Annotated in this window: 18 protein-coding genes and 1 tRNA gene; 18 read left to right on the top strand and 1 reads right to left on the bottom strand. The window is 51.4% G+C overall.

The genetic code is table 11. The features are described 5' to 3' along the window. The first annotated feature begins 183 nt into the window (after positions 1-183). The 15 genes from IPM52_01125 (at position 184) to IPM52_01055 (ending at position 19,745) form a co-directional block, all read left to right on the top strand. Positions 184-1,026, top strand: coding sequence for a hypothetical protein (locus tag IPM52_01125; GenBank protein MBK9290228.1), 843 nt, complete (start codon positions 184-186; stop codon positions 1,024-1,026). 224 nt (positions 1,027-1,250) lie between these two features. Further along, the gene (locus IPM52_01120) at positions 1,251-1,898 is read left to right on the top strand and encodes a DUF47 family protein (GenBank protein ID MBK9290227.1); all 648 of its coding nucleotides are present in this window, start codon (positions 1,251-1,253) and stop codon (positions 1,896-1,898) included. 9 nt (positions 1,899-1,907) lie between these two features. Then, positions 1,908-3,644 (top strand): inorganic phosphate transporter, encoded by a 1,737-nt coding sequence (locus tag IPM52_01115; GenBank protein ID MBK9290226.1) that lies wholly within the window; start codon positions 1,908-1,910, stop codon positions 3,642-3,644. A gap of 10 nt (positions 3,645-3,654) precedes the next feature. Beyond that, positions 3,655-5,235 carry a TonB-dependent receptor gene (locus IPM52_01110; protein MBK9290225.1) on the top strand — a complete coding sequence of 527 codons (1,581 nt, stop codon included), beginning with the start codon at positions 3,655-3,657 and terminating at the stop codon, positions 5,233-5,235. A gap of 33 nt (positions 5,236-5,268) precedes the next feature. Continuing rightward, a complete protein-coding gene (locus IPM52_01105) occupies positions 5,269-6,489 on the top strand; it encodes a lamin tail domain-containing protein (GenBank protein ID MBK9290224.1) in 1,221 nt (406 codons plus the stop codon). A 26-nt stretch (positions 6,490-6,515) separates the two neighbouring features. Continuing rightward, positions 6,516-7,166, top strand: coding sequence for a hypothetical protein (locus tag IPM52_01100; GenBank protein MBK9290223.1), 651 nt, complete (start codon positions 6,516-6,518; stop codon positions 7,164-7,166). 4 nt (positions 7,167-7,170) lie between these two features. Then, positions 7,171-7,638 (top strand): CYTH domain-containing protein, encoded by a 468-nt coding sequence (locus IPM52_01095; protein MBK9290222.1) that lies wholly within the window; start codon positions 7,171-7,173, stop codon positions 7,636-7,638. 124 nt (positions 7,639-7,762) lie between these two features. Next, positions 7,763-9,355 (top strand): DASS family sodium-coupled anion symporter, encoded by a 1,593-nt coding sequence (locus tag IPM52_01090; GenBank protein ID MBK9290221.1) that lies wholly within the window; start codon positions 7,763-7,765, stop codon positions 9,353-9,355. Positions 9,356-9,378: 23 nt separating this feature from the next. Then, positions 9,379-10,842: a hypothetical protein gene (locus IPM52_01085; protein MBK9290220.1), complete on the top strand. Its 1,464-nt coding sequence runs from the start codon at positions 9,379-9,381 to the stop codon at positions 10,840-10,842. Between the two features lie 14 nt (positions 10,843-10,856). After that, positions 10,857-11,984 (top strand): hypothetical protein, encoded by a 1,128-nt coding sequence (locus IPM52_01080; protein ID MBK9290219.1) that lies wholly within the window; start codon positions 10,857-10,859, stop codon positions 11,982-11,984. Positions 11,985-12,140: 156 nt separating this feature from the next. Beyond that, positions 12,141-13,088: a T9SS type A sorting domain-containing protein gene (locus tag IPM52_01075; protein MBK9290218.1), complete on the top strand. Its 948-nt coding sequence runs from the start codon at positions 12,141-12,143 to the stop codon at positions 13,086-13,088. A gap of 79 nt (positions 13,089-13,167) precedes the next feature. Then, entirely contained in the window at positions 13,168-17,664 is a 4,497-nt protein-coding gene (locus IPM52_01070) for a T9SS type A sorting domain-containing protein (protein ID MBK9290217.1), read from the top strand. Positions 17,665-17,943: 279 nt separating this feature from the next. Then, positions 17,944-18,303, top strand: a complete 360-nt coding sequence (locus tag IPM52_01065; GenBank protein ID MBK9290216.1) for an RNA-binding protein — start codon at positions 17,944-17,946, stop codon at positions 18,301-18,303. A gap of 106 nt (positions 18,304-18,409) precedes the next feature. Continuing rightward, positions 18,410-18,486, top strand: a tRNA-Arg gene (locus IPM52_01060). A 128-nt stretch (positions 18,487-18,614) separates the two neighbouring features. Beyond that, positions 18,615-19,745, top strand: coding sequence for a hypothetical protein (locus IPM52_01055; protein MBK9290215.1), 1,131 nt, complete (start codon positions 18,615-18,617; stop codon positions 19,743-19,745). Here IPM52_01055 and IPM52_01050 read toward each other — a convergent pair. Next, positions 19,738-22,662, bottom strand: coding sequence for a PKD domain-containing protein (locus tag IPM52_01050; protein MBK9290214.1), 2,925 nt, complete (start codon positions 22,660-22,662; stop codon positions 19,738-19,740). The two genes, IPM52_01055 and IPM52_01050, sit on opposite strands and share 8 nt — an antisense overlap. A gap of 206 nt (positions 22,663-22,868) precedes the next feature. Between IPM52_01050 and IPM52_01045 the strand changes: the two genes are divergently transcribed. From IPM52_01045 to IPM52_01035, 3 genes are all read left to right on the top strand, one after another. After that, positions 22,869-23,945 (top strand): ketoacyl-ACP synthase III, encoded by a 1,077-nt coding sequence (locus IPM52_01045; GenBank protein ID MBK9290213.1) that lies wholly within the window; start codon positions 22,869-22,871, stop codon positions 23,943-23,945. Positions 23,946-24,013: 68 nt separating this feature from the next. Continuing rightward, a complete protein-coding gene (locus IPM52_01040; GenBank protein MBK9290212.1) occupies positions 24,014-24,379 on the top strand; it encodes a CoA-binding protein in 366 nt (121 codons plus the stop codon). Between the two features lie 128 nt (positions 24,380-24,507). After that, entirely contained in the window at positions 24,508-25,623 is a 1,116-nt protein-coding gene (locus IPM52_01035) for a gliding motility-associated C-terminal domain-containing protein (GenBank protein ID MBK9290211.1), read from the top strand. Positions 25,624-25,632 lie beyond the last annotated feature (9 nt).

Here is a 25,632-nt window from a genome sequence, read left to right as displayed (position 1 = left end):
AATTGGCTTTTTGTTCAGCTTGCAGAATTGATTGTCATTGCTGAAGGTTTGCACTTTCAAACGAGCTATGCGGTGGTTGGGGCAATTTAGTTTTAAACTACCGATAACCGGATTTTCTTACTTTCGCGGCGCTTCACAAAAAAACACCAACTTATGCAGACCGTTCGTGGCACAAAAAAAAGCATGTTTCCGAAATTCGGTACGCTTCATACCATACTCAGTTTCCCTTCGGAATACGTTCAATCGCGCCGGGTGGACATCTGGCTGCCCGAAAACTATAATCCCCGCGAATCGTATGCCGTACTTTATATGCACGATGGCCAGAACCTTTTCAATCCGGCCGTTGGGTTTCACGGCATGATCTGGGCGGTGGACCTGGCGCTTCAACCCCTTATAGATGAGCAGAAAGTGAGACCAACCATTGTTGTGGGCATCTGGAACACCCAACTGCGCTATCAGGAATACCTGCCTGCACCGGCTTTTTACAGCCTGCCGAACCATTTGCGCGAGCACATGAAGGAGGAACACAACAACCCTGGTCTTCAACCCATGAGCGACAATTATTTACAGTTTATCGTCCAGGAATTAAAGCCCTATATCGACAGCTTCTTTCCCACGCTCAGCGATTACAGCAACACATTTGTGATGGGCTCGAGCATGGGCGGGCTCATTTCCTCATACGCCATTGCACGCTATCCGGAGGTATTTGGCGGTGCCGGATGTGTGAGCACCCACTGGCCGCTCAGCCTGCACCTGAACGACATGCGTTTTTCGGAAGGCTATATCCGCTGGCTTGCCGAAAATCTGCCGGCACCCTCGGCCGGCCATCGCCTGTATTTCGATTTTGGCACCGAGACCATAGACGCATTCTACGAAATTCATCAGGCCGCCATGGACGAGAAACTTTCGTCCCTTGGTTGGACCCATGGCGACAACTGGATGACTTTCAAAGACGAAGGTGCCCCCCATTCCGAAACAGCCTGGCGCGAACGCGTACACCTACCTCTGGAGTTCTTGCTGCGTTGACTCCCCTTTTTTGCGACTCCCTCCCCCCTACAACCGCACAACTTCAGCCTGGAATCTGGAACCATCAAGTCGCCTTATCCTAACACATTCAAGCTAAAACACTGTATAGCATTTATTTATAATATTATTATCCATACATCACCAAAGCTACTCAGCAAAGTCCCGGCAAGAGCGCTTTGGGTGTTGCCATTCAGGTAGTAAATTTGACCCAAAGCCAGCGTCCCATGTTTACTTTCCGACATGCCGAAAAATCCATTGCACTGATTGATGAATTTTTGAGCAAAACCGATCAGGGCATACTGATATTTAAAGAAGGTGTATCCAACTACCTGTCCGGGAACCAGCAGCGGTTTGCCGACAACCTCAATACCATTGCCGCGCTGGAAAGTGAAGCGGACCTGCTGAGGAGAAAAATTGAGAATATCCTCTACACCCAGTCGCTCATGCCGCAATTGCGGGGCGACATCCTGAAGCTTATCGAAGAGCTCGATAACATCATCGACCTGGCCAAAAGCAATCTTTTTCAGTTTGATGTGGAGGTGCCCTTCATTCCCGCCGAACTGCACAACGACCTGAATCAGCTGACACAGGTATCTGTGGCAGCCTGCGAATCGCTCATGCCCGGAGTGCGGGCATTTTTCAGAGAGCCTCAGAATGTGAAGGAAAAACTGCATAGAGTATATCTGTTTGAGAAAGAGGCAGATAAAATTGCCGATGCCATCAAGCGCAGGGTGTTTCACGACATGCCCCACCTCAAGCTGAGCGAAAAATTTCATCTTCGCTACTTCACCCTTCATATTGAAACCCTCTCTGATGCTGCAGAGCGGGGAGCTGATCTGCTGTCGATTATGGCGCTCAAGAGAATCGTATAAAACTCAGGCATGCTGCTACTTTACCTTGCCGCCGGTTTGTATCTGGGTTGGACCCTTGGGGGGAACGACGCGGCCAATATTTTTGGTTCGGCTGTGGGCAGCCGCATGCTCAGATTCAGAGACGCTGCACTGGTTGGAAGCATTTTTGTGGTGCTGGGAGCTGTTTTTCAGGGCAGAGGCGGTGCGCAAACACTCAACGAACTCGGACGCATCGACAGCATGGCTGCTGCGTTTATCATCAGCCTTTCGGCAGCGCTGGTGGTGCACTATATGACCAATCGCGGCCTGCCTGTATCTACCAGCCAGGCCATTGTGGGTGGAATTCTGGGATGGGTGTTTTTCAACCGGCTCAGCCCCGACTTGTCGGTTATCACCAAAATTGTTTTTTCCTGGGTGAGCGGTCCCCTTTTGGGGATGCTGTTTGCTGCACTCCTTTATAAAACGATGAAAAAAATCCTGCTCAGCGCCCACATCCACGTCATTAAGCTGGACACCTGGATCAGGTTTGGGCTGGTTGTGTCGGGCGCTTTTGGCGCATATAGCCTGGGGGCCAACAATATAGCCAATGTCATGGGGGTCTTTGTGCCCATGGCGCCTCATGTGCTGCTCGATTTCGGCCTGTTTACACTCGATGGGGTACAGGTATTGTTTTTGCTCGGTGGCCTTGCCATAGCCGCAGGCATTTACACCCTGAGCAGAAAAGTGATGGAAACCGTAGGCAATGGCCTGCTGGCACTGAATGCAGAAGCCGCCATCGTGGTGGTCATTTCACAGGCCCTGGTGATGTTTCTGTTTTCATCCAGCACCCTGGCCCAGGCCATGCAATCCGTGGGTTTGCCGTCTTTCCCGCTGGTTCCCGTCTCAAGCACCCAACTTGTGGTGGGAAGCATTGTAGGGATAGGATTGGTAAAGGGAAATCAGGATGTTAACGCAAAACTGCTGGCAGGTATCGGCGCAGGCTGGATCATCACCCCATTGGCGGCTGGCCTCATCAGCTACATCCTCCTTTTCATAGCAATGAATGTGTTTGATTTGCCTGTGCGTCAGATTCCGGCCGATAGCATTGAATCGATGAAGCATAGCAGAATAGCCCAACAGAACACCATCGACCTCATTTTGCCTGCCATTGTTGCAGTCTCGGGTATTTTGATTGCCTTGTTTGCAATGCTTTACTACCGTACCCGCCAAAAACAACTGCAAACCGAAAACGAGTTGCTTCAGCAGCAGAACCTGAATCTGGAGGCAAAGAAAGCGCTCGACGAATTGAAACTAAAGCTGATGCACGCCAGCAATGAGGCACTGAGTCAGAAAGTAAGTGAGCTCAACCGCGAATTCACCAATCTGGCCACAGGACTGACAGCCCAGAAAATCTTTCTCGAAGAGCTCTCACTGCTCATTGAACAGCTGAGGCAACATCCATTGGATCAGGAAGTTCAGCATAATGTGCAAAAGATACAAACCCTGGTGCAGCAAAAAATGAGCTTTACCAAAGCTGCGGACATGCTCTATTTGAACGCTGAACAAACCAACCGGGACTTCGTGGAACGCCTCGAAAAAAATTTTCCCGACCTGAGTCCGCAGGAAAAACGCCTTGCCCTGCTCATCAGGGTAGGCATGTCGAACAAAGAAATTGCCACCATGCTCAATATTGCTCCCAAAAGCGTGGAGGTTTTTAAATACAGGCTGAAAAAACGCCTGGGTATAGCAGCCGAACAATCAGTCAATGATTTTATTATGAACCTATAACCTTAAATTTATGAAAAAACTTTTCGTTTTGCTTTTGTTTGGCCTCTTTGTGCCGGCAAGCTGGCTACAAGCTCAGCAAATCACAGGTCTGGTCAGGTCAACGGCCGACCTGAGGGGCCTGGAGGATGCAGAGGTTACCGTCAAAAATTCGCAAGTCAGAACCATGACCGACCGCAATGGCAGGTTCAGGCTAGGGATTGCTCCTTCCGACACTTTGGTTCTGATCATCAGGCACCCTGACCACGAAACCCTTGAATTGCCAACAGGAGGCAAATCGGACCTGGATATTGTACTTCAGTCGAACATAAGATATAACCAATACATGGTCAGGGTAAATCGCAATCCGCTCACAGCTGAGGAGCGCAACGGCATCCTTGTGCTTGAGAGTCAGAGTGGCGACTACCGCATGTGGTTCGACATTCGCGTGCAAACCGACGGTGCAGTTTTCTCTAAGGAAGTCATGAATCCTATCGGCAATGGCACAAGCATCAGGCGCGCGCGTTTTGCCACCAAGGTGCGATTCAGCAAGTCGTGGTATGCCGAGCTTGACCTTGATTTTTCAAACTCAGAGCTTGAACTCAAAGACGCTTACCTGGAATACACCTTCCGCAACGGGTTGGAGCTGAAAGCCGGAAATTTCAAAGAAGGCTTTTCGATGGAATCGACCACCACCTCACGTTACCTGACCTTTATCGAACGTCCGATGGTGATTTCGGCCTTTGCCCCGTCGCGGCATATCGGAATGGCGGCCACCTATGGTATCGGCCCCCTCCTGGGCATAGGAGGCATTCATTTTCAAAGCGTTGGAGATGTTGAGGAGCGTGCATTTTCGGAAGACAACAACAAAAACACCGGAACGGATGAAGGGATTTCCTACACCGGAAAGCTGGTTTACATGCCGTTTTATCAGGATCCCTATCAAGGTTTGCATTTTGGGGTATCCGGATCGTACCGAACACCAAAAACCGACGCCGAGGTACCCGGCACCATGCGTTTTTCCACCCGCAGCAACAACTCAATCAACCGTAAAAAATATATTGACACCGACCTGATTGCCAATGTGGATCACAGCACGCTCGCCGGTCTCGAATTTGCAGCCTACCGGCGCAACATCAGGTTGCAGGGAGAATATGTGATGAATAACGTTTACCTCAAAAACGACCTGCCGGCTGAAAAATTCGACGGATGGTATGCCATGGGCAGCGCCCTGCTTTTTGGCGGAAAATACAATTATAACACCACCGAAGGTGAGTTCACACAGGTGGGAAGGGGCAAAAAATGGGGCGATGTAGAAATTGCCCTGCGCTACGACTACCTGAACATGAACACCAGGGATGAGGGCAAAATTATGGGCGGTGCCGGCGAAGCCTACACTGCAGGCCTCAACTTTTACCCCAACAACAATGTGAAAATCATGCTTAACTATGCCTTTATCAACCACGACCGCTATGCCAATGGCAAAGGCAAACTCTTTGTCGGAAAAGATTCGGCCGGCAACCTGACAAAAAACCCGGCATTGGTGGCCGACCCTAAAGGAAAAGCCGGCGAAGATTTCCACATGTTTGCCATCCGGCTCGAAGTTGACTTTTAACACAAACCAACCCACGCAGAAAATCCATCGGTCATGAACAGACATATTTTAACTCTGGTTCTTTTGCTGACAACCATCGTCAGTGCCTGTGTAAAAGATGAACCTTTTGTCAGTCCCCCGGTAATCAAACAGGTTTTCAATACCCCACAGTCGCCGGTTGCAGGCGAGGCTGTCACCATCACAGCCATTGTGCTCGACCGTGAGGGAAGACCCGGGCTGCGCCTTTACTACAAAATCGACCAGGGCAGCTTTGAAGCCAAAGACATGAACCCGGTCAACGACAGCACTTTTACCGCGGTCATTCCCGGACTTGAGGACGGGAAAACAGTAGCCTATTATGTGGAAGCCAGGGGAAAAACAGGCAAAAAGTCGCTGGCCCCAGCCGGTGCGCCTGCCACCACAGCAGCTTACTCGGTGGGCGCCCCACTGGTGGTAATGAACGAAATCTACAGCCGCGGTACAGCCACCAGCCCCGACTGGATTGAGATTTACAACGCTTCCGACGGCCCTGCGGATATCAGCGGATTTAAGATTTATGACAATGGCGGCCAAAGCGGCGCCAAGCCAAAGAAAACCATTCCGGACGGAACCATCATTCCGGCAAAGGGATATTATGTAATTGAAACAGAGGGCAGTGGCGACCCAAGCGACTTTGGCCTTTCCAGCGCAGGCGAAACCGTCTGGCTCGAAAACGCCAAAGGCAATGTCATCGACGAAGTAGCTTTCCCAGCCATGGATGCTTCTCAAAGCTACGGCAGGCTCCCCGATGGTTCGCCAAACTGGCAACTGCTCAGCACAATCACCCGCGGCCAGGCAAACAGCGGCAATACCCCGCCCCCAACCATCAAAATAGTGATGAACGAAATCTATTCCCGCGGCACCGCTGCCGAACCCGACTGGATTGAGATCTACAACGATGGCAATGCTGCGGTGGATATCTCCGGCTGGCTGATCTACGACAACGGCGGACAAGGTGGCACCAAACCCAAAAAAACCATCCCCGCAGGAACAGTCATCGCTTCTAAAGGATTCTATGTCATTAACACCGAAGGCTCGGGCGACCCCAGCGACTTCGGCCTCTCCAGCAATGGTGAAACGGTCTGGCTCGAAAAACCCGACGGCGCCATCGCCGACCAGGTGGCATTCCCTTTCATGGAAACCACACAATCGTATGGACGCAAGCCCGATGGCTCCGAAAACTGGCAATTGCTCAACACCATCACAAAAGGCAGCACCAACAACAACGCAAAATAATTTTATAAATTGATATTCAATTGATTATGAGTACAGAAAAACTAAAAATCGGTCAGGAATCCAAACCCAGGTTCGAATTCAGAACCTTCGGACAAAACTTTGACTTGCAGTGGAAACGCATGGCCCGTTTTTCGGTGCCTGTGCCCGAAGATGTGTGGGAGCGCCAGTCGGATGAAATCTACATCATCTCGCGTACCAACGACATCAACAACACCAAGATCCGCAACGGAAAAATGGACATTAAGACCTTTGTGCAAACCGTTGACGGACTCGAACAATGGAATCCCCTGATGAAAGGGAGCTTCCCGATGAAGACCGAAATGATTGTAAACGAGGTATTTCCCGCTTTTCAGGTTGAAATGCCGGCCTTCGACAAAGACGAGTACAGCCTGGAAGAATTCCTCCGCATGGTGCGCATCCATCCCGATCTGGCCGCGGTGAGGGTCAACAAACTTCGCTTCGGTTATATGGTCAACGACACCATCTGCGAATATGCCGTCGTGCTGATCAACGGGGCCAGACTGGTAACCATGAGCAGCGAATCCACCGAAATAAATGATATTCTCAAAACCCTGGACGATACCCAACTGAAAGGTTTTGAAAACATCAACTACCTCCAGGCCATCAAAAGGGTTATCGGCATGATTGACAAACCACTGGCAAACGAAACATTCTGAACGTATGGCACAGGAAATAGAACGCAAGTTTCTGGTAAAAGGTGATTTCAAACCCTTTGTCACCAAATCTACCCGCATTGTGCAGGGTTATCTCTCTTCGGTTCCCGAACGCACCGTGCGCGTACGCATCAAAGGCGACAAGGGTTTCCTCACCATCAAGGGCATTGGCAACCAGTCGGGCGCCAGCCGCTTTGAATGGGAAACCGAAATCGCAGTGCATGATGCCGACGAATTGCTTAAGATTTGTGAACCTGGCGTGATCGACAAGGTGCGTCATTTGGTGCCCGCAGGAAAACACACCTTCGAGGTTGATGAATTCTTTGGTGAAAATGAAGGACTTACCGTGGCAGAGGTTGAATTGTCAGGCGAAGACGAGCACTTCGAAAAGCCCGACTGGCTGGGCGAGGAAGTAACCGGCAATCCCAAATATTTCAACTCCATGCTGATGAAGCACCCCTATACCAAATGGTAACAGCCAGGTAATCCACTTCAGATGACGCTACACAATAACTAAACTTCACCTGAAACAGGGTTTCGCTTTGAAAAAGTCAATGCGAAACCCTTTACTTTGTTTTTCGCATCAAAAAACAAGACCAATGCAAACCACGCACGACCCGCTCGATATGCAGCAATACCGGGTAGAAAAACTGCCCAAACGACAGAAGTCAAAATTTGAGAAATGGCTCGCCCAGGCCGGATTACCCTTGGCTATTGCTGCCTTTGTGCTGTTTGGCTACCTGATCGAACTGCCTTTTCTCGACCACATCGAAGCCGGCCAGATCACGGCCAAATCAGCCAAAAAGGTTTTCGAAAACATTGGTCTTGAAGCATTTATCCGAAATAACCATTTGATGTTTGCCCTGTTCATGGCAGCAATCATCCTCTGGATCACCGAAGCCATCCCCAATTATCTCACTTCGTTGGTGCTCATCGTATCGCTGGTGCTCACAGGGGTGCTACCCGAAAAAGAAGCCTATGCCCAGCTGGGCCATCCGGTGATGTGGCTGAATATCATGTCGTTTGTTCTGGCAAGCATGCTGGTCGCCACAGGTGTAGCCAAAAGGCTTGCCCTATGGTTTATCTTGAAGTTTGGCAAAAACGCCTCCTCCATTTTTCTGAGTTTTATTGTTATCAACCTGGTGCTTTCGGCCTTTATATCAGCCACCACCGCCAAGGCTGCCATCCTGCTTCCCATTTTCATGGTCATTGCAGCGGTTTACGGCGCCCATAGCGGTGCAGGGAAGAACAACTTTGGACGGAGCATCGTCTTGCAGAACCTTCTGAATATCAATCTGGGTGCAGGGGCTTTCGTCACCGGCTCCGGGGCCAATCTCCTGGCTGCAGCCTTAATTGCCGGTGCCACTGGCACGACCGTCTTTTTCTCCGATTGGCTGATGGCCATGCTTCCGGTGATGGTCATCCTGATGCTGCTCGGATACATCCTGGCCATGCGGGTATTATTTCCACTCAAACCAGAGGAACGGCTGCCCCAGATTGAAGGCGGCATGGAACGCCTGCAGCAGGAATACGAGAAACTGGGAAAGCTGAGTGTGGATGAAATCAAAGCTATCGTCATCTTTTTGCTGATTCTGGCTTTCTGGTCCACCGACAAACTGCATGGCATCAGCGCAACTGCCGTGGCATTTGTTGGTGCCATTGTTGCGCTTTTCCCGGGCATAGGCGTTGTCAAATGGAACGATGTGGACATCCCATGGCATCTTATGCTCTTTTCGGCAGGCGCATATGCCCTGGGGGCAGGTTTCGACGCCACCGATCTCCCCTCCATCATGGTCAATGCCTTCTTCGACCATCTTGGCATAGGAAATGAAACACCATTCTGGCTGATTTATGTGCTGCTCACCGGAGTGATGACCTTCAGCGCTTTGCTCTTTCAAAGCAAGACCATGCGCACCATGATATTTGTGCCGATAGCCATTGGCATAGCCAACCGCTTTGGTTACGAAGTACTTAGCCTTGCCCTGCCTGTAGCTTTTATGATCGAACACGTGTATGTGCTGCCATTCAACAGCAAGCCTGCAGCCCTGCTCTACGAAACCGATATGTATAGCTATGGCGATGCATTCCGCTTTGGATTCAGCATGATGATTGCCTCATGGCTGGTGATCATACTGGCCGGCCAGACCTGGTTTAAGTTTTTGGGAATCACCCCGCACGGAGTGTTTTTCTGAGCTGACCAATCCAAATCATTGAAATGATCGAAGAAAACCTAAAAAAGCACAACGACTTTTCGTTTGAGATGAAATTCAGCTTCATCGCTCGTCGCAGGCAAGCTGTGAGCGACTTTGCGGTGAATATCTGGTTTTTCGTGCCCAACAGCCTTGATATCAATCATAACACCTACGACAAAAAGGACTTCTATCGCGACCTCAAGTCGAATATCCGGCTCATTACCCCGGTCTATTTACTCAAAGACATGGTGGCAGGCAACAACGCACCCATCGAAAAGCTTTCCCGCTCGATGCAGGCCCTGGCTTCCGAACCCACACGCACACATACTGCAGCTTATGAGCACCAGATCAAGATGTTTCTCTCGATCTTCAAAAGCGCGCTGCGCAATGAGAGCCTTCATGTAGCGCAGAAAGCCGGTGACGAAGCCAATCACTATCTGCTTTTCAATCTCACCGAAAATGTCGCCCGCATCCTTCATGCCTACCGCCAGCTTGCTCCCATCATCAACACCCCCACCGTCAGGCCCGATGTGGCCAATTATTATGCCTTTGGGGATGAATTTCTGAGCAACATTACCGAATATCATTGTTTCCGCCTGCTCCGTTCGAGCCAGGACATCCGGAACAACCCAAAACTTCGAAAGCCCCTGCTCAGCCTCATCGATAGCGAACAGGCTTACCGCAAGGCGAAAGGATGGCCAATTCCACAGAAAAACAGCCCCGACAAAAACCGCCAGCTGGTGCATCGGCTGGCTCTGTTGAAAAAATATGCCGAAAACGTTTTGTTTCTCTCTGCCCACAAAAAGCGCGATGGTGTGCTGAAAGAACAATTGTACTACAGCCTGGCAGCAGGTGTTTCCATGATCTTTGCTACAGCAGTCGCTTTTTCGTTCCAGGCAAAATATGGCAACCTGACCATGCCCTTTTTCGTGGCATTGGTGGTGAGCTATATGCTCAAAGACCGCATCAAGGAACTCGGGCGGTTTTATTTTGCCCACAAACTCGGCAGAAGTTATTTCGACCTCAAAACCAGGATATCCCTCAAAAACACCCGCATTGGCTGGAGCAAGGAAGCCATGGACTTTGTGGAGGAAGACCGCACTCCGGCCGAAGTGCGCAAAATGCGCCGGCGATCGCCCATACTCGAAGCCAACAACCGAAACAACAACGAAAAAATAATCCTCTACCGGAAACTGGTCCGCATCAACCGCAACAACCTGAATCAGATAAGCGACTACAACCTGCTGGGCATCAACGATATTGTCAGGTTCAACCTGTTCAACCTGACCATGAAAATGGATAATCCGGTAGTACCGCTTTTCGTTCGTGACGACAAAAACAGCTACGACCTGGTAAAAGGTGAAAAGATATACTACCTCAATATCATCATGCAGTTGCGCTACGAGGGCGAGATCCGCTACAAGCGCTACCGCATCAGCATGAACCGCAAAGGCATACGCGATATCGAAAGCTTTCCGGAAAATTAAACCTACTCACAACCATGCACAGAATAATTGTGTTAATTTCCGGTTTGCTGCTGCTTCTGCTGCCCTTAAATGGCTGGTCGCAGCTGGTGCCCAGGCCCATGGTGCGTTTGCCCCTTCAGCTGCGCGAAAGCTCAGGTTTGGCCTTTGATGATCAGCCAAGGTTTTGGTCGCACAACGATGCCGGCAATTCCAATCAGATTTTCTACCTCGATACGCTGGGAAATGTTTTGCGCACTATCACCCTGCAGAATGTTCAGAACACTGATTGGGAAGACCTTGCCGCCGATCCGCAGGGAAACCTGTATATCAATGATGCCGGAAACAATGATAACAACCGTACCAACCTGGCCATCCACATCCTGTCCAATCCGCTGTTAAATCCATCAAACCAGCAGCAGGCCCAGAGCATCACCTTTCAGTTTCCCGACCAGACAGCCTTTCCACCTCCTGGAAACAACCGCAACTTCGATATCGAAGCCATCGTATGGCACAGCGACAGCATTTTCCTGTTTACCAAAAACAGAAGCTCGCCCACCAACGGCATGTGCAAAATGTATGCACTCAAAGCTAGCCCCGGAACACAACAAGCCATGCTCAGAGATTCTGTCTTTACTGGTTTCACACAGGACGACAGGGTGACGGCAGCTGCCATCAGCCCCTCAGGAAACACGCTTATTCTCCTCACGCGCAAAGGCTTGCATATCTTCGACGATTATGCGGACACACATTTTTTGCGCGGCAGGAAAACCTTCCTGCCTTTCCAGCCTCTGCCCGGACAAGCCGAAGGCATCGACTTTCTGGATAATCATACCCTCTGGATGAGCGAAGAAGGTTCGTCGAACCATGCAGGCACCCTTTACGAAGTGAGGTTGCCACCCACCCTCCACCTGAACGAATCAGGCAGGCACAAGCCAGGTTGCAGAATCGTAAACAACCGCCTGACCTTTGGAGACAACATGCCAGGCAATGCGCTGGTGCTTATCTTCGACCAGACCGGACGGCTTTGCGCAAACACGCTTGCCACCAATCTTGCAGAGATCCCGAATCTTGGATCCGGCATATATAACCTTATGATAATCAATAATAATGAGCATCTTTCATGCAGGATTATGCTTCCCATGAAAACTTCCAGGGAAAAATAACCAGACTTTTAAAATGAATGATACTTTTCCAAAACATCACAGATAATCAACAAATTATTCACCTGAACAAAACAACAATGGCTTAATTTCGCGCAGATTATCTTATCTTTACATGGCCACAAAGAAAGTTCGTAAAATACTAAATACAAGATGCTTATGAAAAAATTCTACCAATTATCCGCCACACTGATGCTTGCAGTCTTTTTCATGCTCCCGGTCTTCGAAGGGGCAAAGGCGCAGACGGTTATCACGCGTTGGAATTTCAACGGACCTGCATCCGACCAGGTGCCAGGTGGTCCCGACAGTCCAAGTCCGGCCATTGGCAATGGCATTGCCAGCCTTGTTGGCGGAACCACAGCCACTTTTGCTTCGGGCACAGCCTCGGGCGGTTCATCAGACCCCGAAACCACAACCCCGCCCAACTATGGCTGGAACACCACCAATTATCCGGCTCAGGGCACTGCACCCAAGTCGGCTGGCGCCCAATTCAGGGTAAGCACATTGGGCTACGACAACATTCAGTTTGTCTTCGATCAGCGGCTGAGCAACACCGCCGCCAACACCTGGGTTGTGCAATACACCACCGATGTTACAGCCTCCAGCCCGGTATGGGTTGATGCCCAGACCTTTACATTCGAGCCTCAGGCTACAGGTACAGGAGACACCTGGTACAACCAACGCACGGTGAACCTGGCCGGTGTTGCTGCACTCAACAACAACCCCAATGCGGCTTTCCGCGTGGTGTCCGATTTCGACCCCACTACCGGCGAATACCGTGCCGCCAGATCAACCAGCAGCTATGGCACAGGTGGCACCAGCCGCTTCGACATGGTAACTGTTCTCGGAACCGCAGCCACCTCGCTGAGCGAAAACAACCTGCGCACAGCAAAAATATGGTTCGATGGCAGCAAAATTCAGCTTCAGACCAATGCCTACATGAACGGTACCATCGAAGTATTCGACTTGCTCGGCAACCGCATTCATTTCAGTAACATCTCGGGCACCCAGGCCAGCCTGACCGCTTACCTTAGCCCCGGTCTTGTGATGGTGCGCCTTACGGACCAATCAGGTAGACAAACAACCCGTAAGGTGATCGTAAAATAGCAAACAATCATTTACCTGTGGCAATGCTATCTCGATGGGATAGCATTGTTTTTATCATCAATCCAAAACACAAAAAGAAATGACAGGATTCTACAAATTATTGAACTTCAGGATTATATTGTTACTTTTCGTCCTGAACATGAGCAGGCTTGGCGCACAGCCGCTGCTCGTCGAAAACTTTGACTACACCCCCGGAACGGCTTTATCGTCCGTGGGTTGGACGGCCCACAGCGGAGCAGGAACCAATCCGATTCTGGTAGGCGCTGGTTTGTCGTTCGATGGATATAGCGGGAGCAATATCGGTGGAGCCGCTTATGTGGTAAACAACGGAGAGGACGTACACCGCACCTTTCAGGAGGTAGCAGGCGGCAGTGTGTATGTGGCTTTTCTGCTAAAAACCGAGCCAACCAACGCGGCCGGATATTTTCTTCACCTCGGGCAACAAACAATAGGAACAACCTATTTCTCCAGGGTATATGTGAATGCCACAGGCGACGGAATAGGTCTTTCGGGTGGGAGCGCCCCAGCTACTTTTGTTCCCATTACTCCAAATGTCACCCATCTGGTGGTGCTGAAACATGACCTGGCAAGCAAGCTCTCGAGCATGTACGTTTTTACCTCCATGCCCACTTCCGAACCCTCGCAGCCTGCCTCAAGCTTCACTGAGACACTAACTTATACGGGTGTTGGCAGCATTGCACTGCGACAATACAATGCCAATCAACGTGCTGTGGTCGATGGCATAAGGGTAGCCACCACCTGGAACGAAGCCATTGGCACCGGAGGTACTCCTAACATTCCGACATTAACGGTGAATCCTGCCGCTTTAAGCGGTTTCAGTTATGTGGTTGGAAGTGGTCCAAGCTCAACGCAAACCTACACAGTATCAGGCACCAACCTGGATGGAATGGGGCATATCGTGCTGCTTGCCCCCACCGATTACGAAATATCAACCAACGGTTCAAGCTTCTCCAGCACCATCAGCCTCCCGTATGGCGGAGGGGTGATCACCGGTCAACCTGTCACCATTCATGTCAGGCTGAAGGCCGGATTGCCAATAGGCACTTACAACCAGCAGATCTCGCACAATGGCGGGGGAGCAGTTTCGGTAAACCTCAGTCTGTCTGGCCAGGTAGTGTCGGGCGTTGTCCCTGAAATCTCGGCCGAAATCGTTCCTCAATACATCCAGGGCATCAATGGCACCAACGCCACCCGCCTTCCTTTTGCATTCTGGGCAAACCTCTCGAACCTCACGCCAAACGCCACCTATCGCTATATCCATCAGGTGGTTACCACTGCTGACGGCCCAACCGTAAATGGCGCCGGCAACCCGATTTTTGTCACCGCCACCGGCAACTTTGTGCGCACCACCAGCCCGAATCTGGGCAACGAAGGCGCATACGGCACCTTTACCACCAATGCCCTGGGCAGCTACTCCGGCTGGTTCATGGTCGAACCTACCGGAAATTCACGCTTTACCCCCGGCAATGAGGTATTCTTCCGCATCCGACTGAACGATGGCAACGAAGGCACCCAACCAGTTACCTATCTGACAACCAGCACCTTTGCCAAGGTCATCAACTTTGGCACCGAGGCATCGGCCAGCCAGGGCACCGGCATCCGCGCGCTTTCGCCTTCGGCTGCCAAGAATTTTGTCCTGCTTTACGACAATACCGACGGCACGGGCAGACCAATTTACGGCACCAGCGTCGAAACCACAGGTGTTGATTTCCAGGCCACTACCACCTGGGCACAGTTCTACCGCGATCATGTGGCCGGAATGGATGGCAGCTGGGGCGGCATCCTTCCCAATCTGCTGCCCAACGGCATCCGCCGCATTGAAGAACGTGCCAAAACCGGTGGAAACATCGTGCAGGCTTTCACCTCTGCCAGCGGAGAATGGAGTGGCGTCAATACAGTCAATCCGGCCGGTGGTATCGACAACATCCTGGTAATCAACCTCAACACGACCAACACCCCTGTGCTTACCGTAAACCCCACTACCCTGTCGGGATTCTCCTATATTGAAGGACAAGGACCAAGCCAGGCGCAGACCTACACCATCACCGGCGAATACCTCGAAGGCAGCGGCAACATAAGTGTAGTTGCACCAGCAGCTTACGAAATCTCGCTCAATGGCACAAACTACAGCCAAAGCCTGAACCTACCCTTTGCCGGAGGTATCATCACTGGTCAGCCGGTAAGCATCTCCGTGCGCCTGAAAGCCGGTCTGGCTGTGGGGACTTACAACAACCAGACCATCACACACAATGGCGGGGGCGCCGCCGAAAAAACAGTGAGCTTGAATGGCGAGGTGATCTCCGCTGTTCAGCCGGAAATCTCGGCCGAAATCGTTCCGCAATACATCCAGGGCATCAATGGCACCAATGCCACCCGCCTGCCTTTTGCATTCTGGGCAACCCTCTCGAACCTCACGCCAAACGCCACCTATCGATATATCCATCAGGTGGTTACCACTGCTGACGGCCCAACCGTAAATGGCGCCGGCAACCCGATTTTTGTCACCGCCACCGGCAACTTTGTGCGCACCACCAGCCCGAATCTGGGCAACGAAGGCGCATACGGCACCTTTACAACCAATGCCCAGGGTAGCTACTCCGGCTGGTTCATGGTCGAACCTACCGGAAATTCACGCTTTACCCCCGGCAATGAGGTATTCTTCCGCATCCGGCTGAACGATGGCAACGAAGGCACCCAACCAGTTACCTATCTGACAACCAGCACTTTTGCCAAAGTCATCAATTTCGGCACCGAGGCATCGGCCAGCCAGGGCACCGGCATCCGCGCGCTTTCGCCTTCGGCTGCCAAGAATTTTGTCCTGCTTTACGACAATACCGACGGCACAGGCAGACCAATCTACGGCACCAGCGTCGAAACCACAGGTGTTGATTTCCAGGCCACTACCACCTGGGCACAGTTCTACCGCGATCATGTGGCCGGAATGGATGGCAGCTGGGGCGGCATCCTTCCCAATCTGCTGCCCAACGGCATCCGCCGCATTGAAGAACGTTCCAAAACCGGTGGAAACATCGTACAAACTTTCACCTCTGCCAGCGGAGAATGGAGTGGCGTCAATACAGTCAATCCGGCCGGTGGTATCGACAACATCCTGGTAATCAACCTCAACACGACCAACACCCCTGTGCTCGCAGTAAACCCCACTACCCTGTCGGGATTCTCCTATATAGAAGGACAAGGACCAAGCCAGGCGCAGACCTACACCATCACCGGCGAGTTCCTCGAAGGCAGCGGCAACATAAATGTAACTGCACCAGCAGCTTATGAAATCTCGCTCAATGGCACAAACTACAGCCAAAGCCTGAACCTACCCTTTGCCGGTGGCATCATCACCGGTCAGCCGGTGAGCATCTCCGTACGCCTGAAAGCCGGTCTGGCCGTGGGGACCTACAACAACCAGACCATCACACACAATGGCGGGGGTGCCGCCGAAAAAACAGTGAGCCTGAATGGCGAAGTCAGCTCAGGCATTACCCCCGGTATCGAAGCAGCAGTTGCACCTCGCTACATGCAAGGTCTCAGTCCGACAAACAACACCCGTGTGCCTTCGGCATGGTGGATTAAGATCGAAAATCTTACTCCCGGAAGCACATACCGATTTATCAATCAGGCTGTAATCAGTACCGATCTTCCTTCCGCAGGAGGTGCGGGCAATCCCATTTACGTGAGCGCACAAGGCAACTTCAGCCGGTCAACCAGTCCGAGTTTGGCCACCGAAGGCGGTTATGGCACCTTTACCGCCAATGCCCAGGGGAAATATGAAGGCTGGTTTGTGTTGGAACCCACAGGCAACTCGCGCTTCACCACTGGCAATGAGGTCTTCCTGCGCATCCGTATCAATGATGGCAACAACGGCACAACTGCCGTGCACTACCTCACAGTTGCCGATCCTACCAAGGTGATTGACTTTGGCGACAATATCCTCCCCAACGAAGGCTCGTCCATCAGGGCCTTGTCCACCGACCCGGCCAGGTCGTTTGTCAGCCTGTATGACAATACAAACGGCACTGGTCAACCGCTCAGCATCACCCATGTTGAGGCCTCGGGCATCGATTTTGCAGCATTAACAAGCTATGCACCCTTCTATCGCGACCATGTTTCGGGTGTCAACGGCTCATGGGGCACCATCATCCCAAACCAAAATCCACAGGGCGTGCGCCTGATCAAAGTGCAGAATCCCTTTACGGGTTACGTGAAAGAATATGCCAGCGACAACGGTGTTTGGGGAACCGTGGACACACGCAATCCTGACAATGGTTTGCTCACCACACTGGTGCTCAACCTCACCACCATCGGCCTGAACGAAACAGCCTTGCAAACGCTGAAGGTATTTGCCGACAGGCAATCAATCACCCTGCTGGAAACCGGTCTGACACAAGGCAAACTACTGGTACACAACACCATGGGTCAGCTCCTGCTGATAAAAGAGATAGCTCAGACCGGAAGCCGGATCAGCCACAACCTGCCTGCCGGAAGCTACATCATCAGCATCCAAAGCCCGGAGAAATCGGCCCGGACAATGGTGATTATCAGGTAGTCACAGCATCCCGACAATCAATCTCATATGCTTCCCTCGTCCGCATCCTCAGATGCGCCGGCGAGGGAAGCAGCTTTTTAAGAATAGCCAATAAAAACATAAATATTTTGTTTTCCCTTGACAATCATGAATTTTTGTACATACCTTTGTCGCGGATTAATTCATTTATTTTTGTTTCAACGAAGTACTGTTTTTCAATTTTCCAGGACCAACCCAAATTTCCCAGGCTTTTTGAGGGCATTGCTTTTTTGAGACTTAACCAATTATTTTTTTGTTTTTATGAACATTTTTGTTGCAAAGCTCAACTTCAAAACCACAAGTGAGCAACTTTCAGCTCTTTTTGAGCAATTTGGTACAGTTTCGTCGGCCAAGGTTATTTTCGACAAACTGACCAACCGTTCCAAAGGCTATGGTTTCGTCGAAATGCCCAACGATACTGAGGCCTACAATGCCATCAACGAACTCAACGAATCCGAAGTGGATGGCAACACCATCGTGGTAAAGAAAGCCAGACCCCGTGAAGAGGGTGAAAACACTGGTGGCGGCAGCCGTTTCCCGCGCCGCGAAGGTGGCTATCGTCGCGAAGGCGGTTATGGCAACCGCGGCAATAACGAAGGCGGATACCGCAGCCGTTATTAATTCGGATTGATCAGATAACCATAAGGGCGGCAGAAATGCTGCCCTTTTGTTTTTGCCTTGGCAAATAAGCTGCAAATTGTGTAATTTTGCATCCTCCATCACAAAAGGTCTCGTAGCTCAGCTGGATAGAGCAGCAGCCTTCTAAGCTGCGGGTCGCAGGTTCGAGTCCTGCCGGGATCGCCAAAACCGCCGACCGCCGGCGGTTTTTTTGTGTCCGCCTGTTGCAACATCCCTCCTGGCTTGGCATCCTCCCCTAAAAATTTGCTGATGCTGCATCAATTCCACTAACTTGCAGAGGTCAATTCATGCAAATGGAGCTCCGTGTTGAACCCGTGAGGTCAGCAGGCGACCTGCGAATATTCATCCACCTGACTGAGCAGCTTCATAAAAACCATCCGCAATGGGTGCCCCCGATATATAAGGATGAATATCGCTACTTTAGCCCCGGTTTTAATCCTGCCTTGCGCGACAACCATACCATCCTGGCACTTGCCTGGATGCACAACAAACCGGTTGGCCGGGTTATGGGCATCATCAACCAACGTTACAACCAAAGCCACAACGAAGCCCACGTGCGCTTTTGCTTCCTTGACTGTCCGGACGATCAAAACATCTGCAATGCGCTGCTCAACTTTGTAGCGCAATGGGGAGCCACACATGGCATGAGCCACCTCGTGGGACCATTGGGCTTTTCTGACAAAGACCCTCAGGGCATGATGGTCGAAGGCTTCGACGAGAAACCTGTGATTGCCACCAACCTCAATCAGGTTTATCTTCCGGATCTGCTTCAGAACTACGGGTTTGCAAAACACCTCGACCTTGTCTCCTATCTGATTCCCACACCGGAGTCCCTGCCCGAACGATACCTCAACGCCATTCAGCGGGTGCAGCAGTCTGATGCTTTTATCCTCAAAGAGTTTAAAGGCAAACGGGAGCTCAGGCGCTGGATCATGCCCGTATTCCGCCTCATCAACGAAGCATACAGGGATATTTACGGCTTCGATCCTCTTTCGGAGGAAGAAATGAAGGAATTGGCACACAGGTATTTACCTGTACTCGATGCAGAATTTGTAAAGCTGATAACCGACCGCCGGGGCCGCTTGCTTGCTTTTGTGGTGGCCATGCCCGAACTCAGTGAGGGCATCCGCAAAGCCGGTGGACGAATCTGGCCTTTCGGCTGGTGGCATATTCTGAAATGCTGGCGAAGCACCCAATTACTCACCTTGTTGCTTGGCGCCGTTCATCCAGATCACCGCAACCATGGCCTCACCCTTCTGCTCGCCCAAAGCCTCATCCAAACAGCCCGGCAGAGGGGCATAACGCATATCGACAGCCACCTCATTCTGGAACACAACAGGCTGATGCGGGCCGAATGCGAACGCCTGGGAGGCCGGCTTCACAAAAGGTTCCGCATATTCATCAAGCCACTGGCCACTACCTGATCACCATCCTGGCCGAAACCGTCCTTCCGCCAGCTTCTGCCTGAAGCAGGTAAATCCCGGCAGGCAGTTCCGGCAAACGGATCTCCTGTCCGGATACCACCCTGGCGTAAGTGTGCACCTCCCTGCCGTAAATATCTCTGATTTTCAGCTGCTCAAGCGCATATTCTCCATCGAAAAGCAGCCGGATTATTTGCACAGACGGATTGGGAACCACCTGTAAAACCGGGGCTTGTTCAATTGGGTTATCAGCTACCCGCACGAGGCCTTCCACCGTAATATCAGCAACATACAATGGGTTACCGTAAAAGCTGTAGGTTTCGAAAGCTACCTTCACATTTGGCAAGCCTTCCCATGCTGCCAGCGGAAGAGTGATACAGGGCGCACCCCATCCCGAGCCGCACCAGTCGTCGGGTTGCGCAGGTACAAAGCCCTGCACCATCGGATGGGTGGCAAAGTTGCCGGAACCGTTTTCGGCAGCAGCAAAGATGCGCGTCCAGCTCAACCCACAGTTGCCTGAAACATACACAATTAACGAATCTGCCACCTGAGCCAGGCGCTTGGCATGGGCATGCCTGAAGTTCAGACTGACCTGCGTGGCATTGCGCAAATCCAGAGGCGGGCTGATGAGCCTGTCGCGTTGCCCGATGGCATAATAGGTGAAAAAATCGAGCCGGGCAGCCTGGGTGATATCCTGCAATCCACCCACTGGGTAGAGTTCCCAGGTTTTTTGGTTGTCGGGGTTTACCACCTGCCACTCCACATCGGCAAATGTTCCGGCATCAAACCTTTGGATGTAAGGTGTGGGGGCACCTCCGGCCTTGATCAGATCAAAAGCTGTGGATGTGGACGTTCCGTTGAGGTTTGTGGCGTGAAGGGTCACGCTGTAATTGCCCGGCTCGTTGAAAACCACCCGAGGGTGCTGGCTGTTCTGGTCGGTTCCATCAACAAACGAAACCGTGGATGGAGTGAATTCCCACAGCCATTGACGTGGGACGTGAATGCTTTGGTCGGTAAACGCAACGGGCTCACCGGTACAAATCAATTTCTTCTGGGCGTTGAAAGCCACCTCCGGCAGCAGGCTCGAGCTAACATCGACATATTGTGTCCTGGTGATGGTGTTGCTGCCAAAAATATTCGACACTGTCAGGCTAACTGTAAACACACCAGGATTCGGATAGTGAATATTTTTCGGATGCTGATCACTGGAAGTCGCAGGCACCCCTCCTTCGAACGTCCAGCTCCATTCTGAAGGCACACCAGCGCTCAAGTCAGTAAAATCAACACTTTCGCCCGTCGGGATAAGCTGCAGGCTGGCAGCAAAGTCAGGCTCAGGAAAAAAAGGAATCCTGACATAAGCCCACCAGGTACTCCAGCGGTCGCCTCCCACAGGCAGCTCCGCATATTCCTGCAGTACCCAAAAATCAACTCCGTTTCTGGGATCGAGCATGGTGGCCGAATAATCACCCCAACGGTTGCGGCCACTGCCAAATGTTTTGTAGTATGGCGCCAGACCGTCTTTATACTGGTATGGCGACCGGGTGGTGTTTGGCGGATCAAAATGCGCCTTAAAAGAATAGCCCGCGCTAGGGTATTGACTGAGGCTGAAGATGTTATGACCAATCATCATATCCTCAAACTGATTGACGGCAATGGTTGGAAATGCATAATGCATGAGTCCGGTGGGATCATCAATACGACCCCGCTGGAGCACTTCGCCCTGCCTGCTGAGGTTCCACCATTGCACAGCAGTGCGCTGCGGGTTGTTTGCAGGCAGAAACACATGATGCACCGCCCACAGCTTTCCGTTTCGTAGCACAACATTCTGCATCCGGTGATCCACTGCATTGATCAGATAGTTGCTTCCGAGTTGAGGCAAAAAATCTCCGTTGTTGCCCACATACCCGGCCCAGGGATTTGGGGTGCCGATGTTGCCAAGCATCTGAAAAAGAGGACTCTCTGTTGCGCCATACACCTTGAACAAGGTGATGTATCCCATACCCTGAATGTTTCCGTTGGCCGACGATATCAGGTAAATATCCTGCTCATCCTGGTCGAATGTTATTGCAGGCACCAGGGTAAAACCATCATTGGTAGCAAAGCGGCTGAATCCGGGCTGCGGCAGTCCCGCATACATGGCCTGCTTGTCGAACACATAAACCGTGCTGTAGAAATCGTTGCCAAACATATTGCCCGAAACCACAATCCATCGGCTGTTGAACCCCATGCTCGGATAATCGAACCACACAATATTCTGTGGGTCAGCAAGAAATGAGTATAAGTACCATGCGCCTTTGGGATTGCTGGTTGCCGAAACACCAAGATAGATTCTCGAATTTCCCGGGCTTGAGCCTGCGCAGGTCACAAAAATCCACCGGTTCTCGGCATGGTCATATAGTATTTTCGGGTCAAAGGTTCCCGAACCCGGCAAACTGTTCCAGAAAGTTTCCAGATAAACGGTCCCCATGTCAAGTCCCGAACGGCTCTGAATGCGCACTTGTGTGTTCAGGGTAACCATCAGGTGCTCCAGACCGGGGGCGCCGTTTACATCCGGAGGTATGGAGTTGCCCGTATCGTAGAGTCCCAGAAATCCTGTATCGGGCAAAGGCGAGGTCTCCCTGAGCATGCCCGCCGGTGAGGTAAGGCTTTGTTCAACAGACAAAATATTGTCGGGTAAAACATTAAATAAAGGTGTCAGCAGCTCCGGATTGGGCCTTTTGATGGGCAAACTCAGCACCGCATCCGGATGGGCTACCTCCCAGGCCTGCATGGCTTCAAATGTGGTAGCAGAAAAAGCCTCCGCAGTACCCCGGACTAAACTTGTGGGCTGCTGACCCCACAAGCCGACCGACATCAGAATAAGCAAGACGGATATCCATGTGCTGCGGCCGCGCAGGAATGGAGAATTGTAAGAGTTCATGAATTAGAATTTTGGCTGCTAACTTACTGAAAATAAAATTCCGGCAGGCGATCTCCGTCCCAACCGACACCCATCGGAAAGGCAAGGGATCTATGCCTGGAAAACCAATTCCCTGGTGGCTCGCCCCTGCTGCTCCGGAGATAGAAAGTTTTGTGGTTTGCAAAAAAATTTACTTTTGCGGCTTTGTCAGCAAAAAACAATCAGGAATGAAATACCTCAACACACTCATCACCGGCACAGGCAGCTACATTCCCAACCGGATTGTGAGCAATGCCGATTTCACTTCGCAGATTTTCTTCGAAAAAGACCATAGCCGCATCGATAGTCCTGGCGAGGAAATCACCCGAAAGTTCAAAGACATTACCGGAATTTATGAAAGGCGGTATGTGGAAGACGACCAGACCAATGCCGATATCGCCAGCATTGCCGCAAAGCGTGCCATCGAAGCTGCCGGCATCGATCCCGAAACTATTGATCAGATTATCGTGGCCCACAACTTCGGCGACGTGATGCGCGACAGCATCCAAACCGATATCCTGCCCAGTCTGGCATCCCGTGTGAAGCATCACCTTGGCATCGAGAGCGAAACCTGCATTCCCTACGACATCATCTTCGGCTGCCCGGGTTGGGTGCAGGGCGTGCTTCAGGCACACGCATACTTCATGGCCGGTATGGCCAGGCGATGTCTGGTCATTGGCAGCGAAACCCTTTCGCGGATGGTTGACCGCTACGACCGCGACACCATGATCTTCAGCGACGGCGCCGGGGCCACTGTGCTCGAAGCCGTGGAAGAGGATGAACCCCGTGGACTGCTGTCGCATGCCGTAGTTTCTCACACCAAAGAGGAAGTTGGCTACCTGTATTTCGGCAAATCCAACTCACCGGAAAGTGACCCCAGCATCCGCTATATCAAAATGCATGGCCGGAAAATTTATGAATACTCGCTCAGCAACGTGCCCAGAGCCATGAAAGCCGCGCTCGACAAGTCGAGAATTGATGTGAGCGAGGTGAAAAAGATCCTTATTCACCAGGCCAACGAAAAAATGGATGAAGCCATCGTGCAACGCTTCTATCGCCAATATGGGATCAAAGCGGATGTGCAGCAAGTTATGCCCATGAATATTCAGCGGCTGGGCAACAGTTCTGTAGCCACTGTACCCACCTTATACGATATGATCCTGCGCGGTGAACTCGGCGAACACTCCATCCAGGCCGGCGATGTGCTGATCTTCGCATCCGTGGGTGCGGGCATGAATATCAACGCTTTTGTTTACCGCCAGTAAAAAGATTTTTTGCCCGGACTGACAATAATCCGCCTTGCCGCGCATTTGTTAAGCAACAGATTCAAACAATGAATAAACATACTGTTCTTGTGCTCGGCGCCAGTAACAAACCGGAGCGCTATGCTTTTCGGGCACTCAACAAACTGCTCGACCACGGCTATCAGGTATTGGCTGTGAGCAACAAACCCGGTTCAGTGCGAGGTGTCAATTTCATCCGACATGATGAGGTGAATCAGCCCATCCATACCGTAACCCTCTACCTTGGGCCGGAAAACCAAAGAGCATATTACGATTTTCTGATTCAACTCAAGCCGGAGCGAATTATTTTTAATCCGGGCACCGAAAACCCCGAGCTCATCGCGCTTGCCCAAAATGCCGGCATCAGCTGCATTTGCAATTGCACACTGGTTATGCTCGACACCGGTCAGTTTTGATGCATGATTCGACTGATTCTTCGTAACTTTGCCCTCGCTGGCACCCTTTTACTGAGCCAAAAATGACATCCCGGAACCGAATATCAACCCACACCAAGCTGTCCCTTCTGGGGCTTTGCCTGACTATTTTGAGTAGCACCTTAGTTGCACAGCCTGCGTGCAATATCGTCACACCCAACCAGTTTCCGGTCTGTCCCAACACCATCGTAACGCTCAGCGGCCCTGAAGGCACAAATTATCAATATCTCTGGATGCCCGGTGGTCAAACCTCGCGCGTCATTACCTACATCGCCGGAGAGACCATTACGCATACACTGACTGTTACGGATGCAACAACAGGCGAATCGTGTACAAGTTCCCCATTCGAAGCACTGGTTTTTCCGAAAATGGAAATCACCCTTACCCAGCTTCAACGCACCTGCAGCAATGCCGACAACAACAACGGCCAGACTGCCATCCTGTTGGCTGAAGCCAGTGGTGGCACACCACCTTACACCTACAATTGGCAGGTCAGGCCCATCGAAATAGCTCCCGGAAATCCCCGGATGGCTATCGGGCTGAAAGCCAGGCAGTGGTATAAAATAAACATCACTGATGCTTCGGGATGCCTTGATTCGGCCAAAATTTTCACAACAGCCTATCCCAATCCGAAAATCGAGATCATTACCAGCAGCGACACGGCATACATCCAGAATCCGTACATCGATTTCCGCTTCAGCAACCGCTCAACCGACTCGGTGCAGGTGACAGATTTCTACTGGCTGTTCGATGATGACGGGCCAAGAGTGACTTTGCCAGAGCCACGTCATCTCTACACCACCGAAGGCGATTTTACCGCACGGCTCACTGTGTTCAACCCCCAGGGCTGCGACACCACCTATACCCGCCAGGTGAAAATAATGCCCGTGAAACTTAGTATCCCGAACATCATTACGCCCAATGGCGACAACATCAACGACGTGTTGATCATCACCGAAGCGCCACCATCCAATGAAGGAGGCGACAGATTTAAATCGGCTTTTTCTGACCCTGGAATCAAACCGCTCAACACCTATTACCTGCGCACAAGGCTGGTCATTTTCAACCGCCACGGCAAAGTGGTGTACGAGTCCACAAACTACAATAATGACTGGGGTGGCGAAGGACTGAAAGACGGAGTATATTTTTATGTGCTTCAATGTGAAGGTTTTAAAAGCAATGAAGTGTACCGAGGTTCCATTACAATCATGGGATCGAACAACTAAAACCATTTG

It is taken from the genome of Bacteroidota bacterium (genome assembly GCA_016715945.1).
Classification (GTDB): Bacteria; Bacteroidota; Bacteroidia; order Bacteroidales; family F082; genus JALNZU01.
The sequence above is the reverse complement of the archived record's forward strand: the minus strand, read 5'-3'. Positions and strand labels throughout refer to the sequence as shown.

What these genes read in the sequence shown, in the direction of transcription:
- IPM52_01105 (MBK9290224.1), top strand. Translation starts at nt 5,269, where the DNA reads ATGAACAGACATATTTTAACTCTGGTTCTTTTGCTGACAACCATCGTC.
- IPM52_01125 (MBK9290228.1), top strand. Translation starts at nt 184, where the DNA reads ATGTTTCCGAAATTCGGTACGCTTCATACCATACTCAGTTTCCCTTCG.
- IPM52_01050 (MBK9290214.1), bottom strand. Translation starts at nt 22,662, where the DNA reads ATGAACTCTTACAATTCTCCATTCCTGCGCGGCCGCAGCACATGGATA.
- IPM52_01040 (MBK9290212.1), top strand. Translation starts at nt 24,014, where the DNA reads ATGAATAAACATACTGTTCTTGTGCTCGGCGCCAGTAACAAACCGGAG.
- IPM52_01065 (MBK9290216.1), top strand. Translation starts at nt 17,944, where the DNA reads ATGAACATTTTTGTTGCAAAGCTCAACTTCAAAACCACAAGTGAGCAA.
- IPM52_01080 (MBK9290219.1), top strand. Translation starts at nt 10,857, where the DNA reads ATGCACAGAATAATTGTGTTAATTTCCGGTTTGCTGCTGCTTCTGCTG.
- IPM52_01090 (MBK9290221.1), top strand. Translation starts at nt 7,763, where the DNA reads ATGCAAACCACGCACGACCCGCTCGATATGCAGCAATACCGGGTAGAA.
- IPM52_01070 (MBK9290217.1), top strand. Translation starts at nt 13,168, where the DNA reads ATGACAGGATTCTACAAATTATTGAACTTCAGGATTATATTGTTACTT.
- IPM52_01095 (MBK9290222.1), top strand. Translation starts at nt 7,171, where the DNA reads ATGGCACAGGAAATAGAACGCAAGTTTCTGGTAAAAGGTGATTTCAAA.
- IPM52_01120 (MBK9290227.1), top strand. Translation starts at nt 1,251, where the DNA reads ATGTTTACTTTCCGACATGCCGAAAAATCCATTGCACTGATTGATGAA.
- IPM52_01085 (MBK9290220.1), top strand. Translation starts at nt 9,379, where the DNA reads ATGATCGAAGAAAACCTAAAAAAGCACAACGACTTTTCGTTTGAGATG.
- IPM52_01115 (MBK9290226.1), top strand. Translation starts at nt 1,908, where the DNA reads ATGCTGCTACTTTACCTTGCCGCCGGTTTGTATCTGGGTTGGACCCTT.
- IPM52_01075 (MBK9290218.1), top strand. Translation starts at nt 12,141, where the DNA reads ATGAAAAAATTCTACCAATTATCCGCCACACTGATGCTTGCAGTCTTT.
- IPM52_01100 (MBK9290223.1), top strand. Translation starts at nt 6,516, where the DNA reads ATGAGTACAGAAAAACTAAAAATCGGTCAGGAATCCAAACCCAGGTTC.
- IPM52_01055 (MBK9290215.1), top strand. Translation starts at nt 18,615, where the DNA reads ATGGAGCTCCGTGTTGAACCCGTGAGGTCAGCAGGCGACCTGCGAATA.
- IPM52_01110 (MBK9290225.1), top strand. Translation starts at nt 3,655, where the DNA reads ATGAAAAAACTTTTCGTTTTGCTTTTGTTTGGCCTCTTTGTGCCGGCA.
- IPM52_01045 (MBK9290213.1), top strand. Translation starts at nt 22,869, where the DNA reads ATGAAATACCTCAACACACTCATCACCGGCACAGGCAGCTACATTCCC.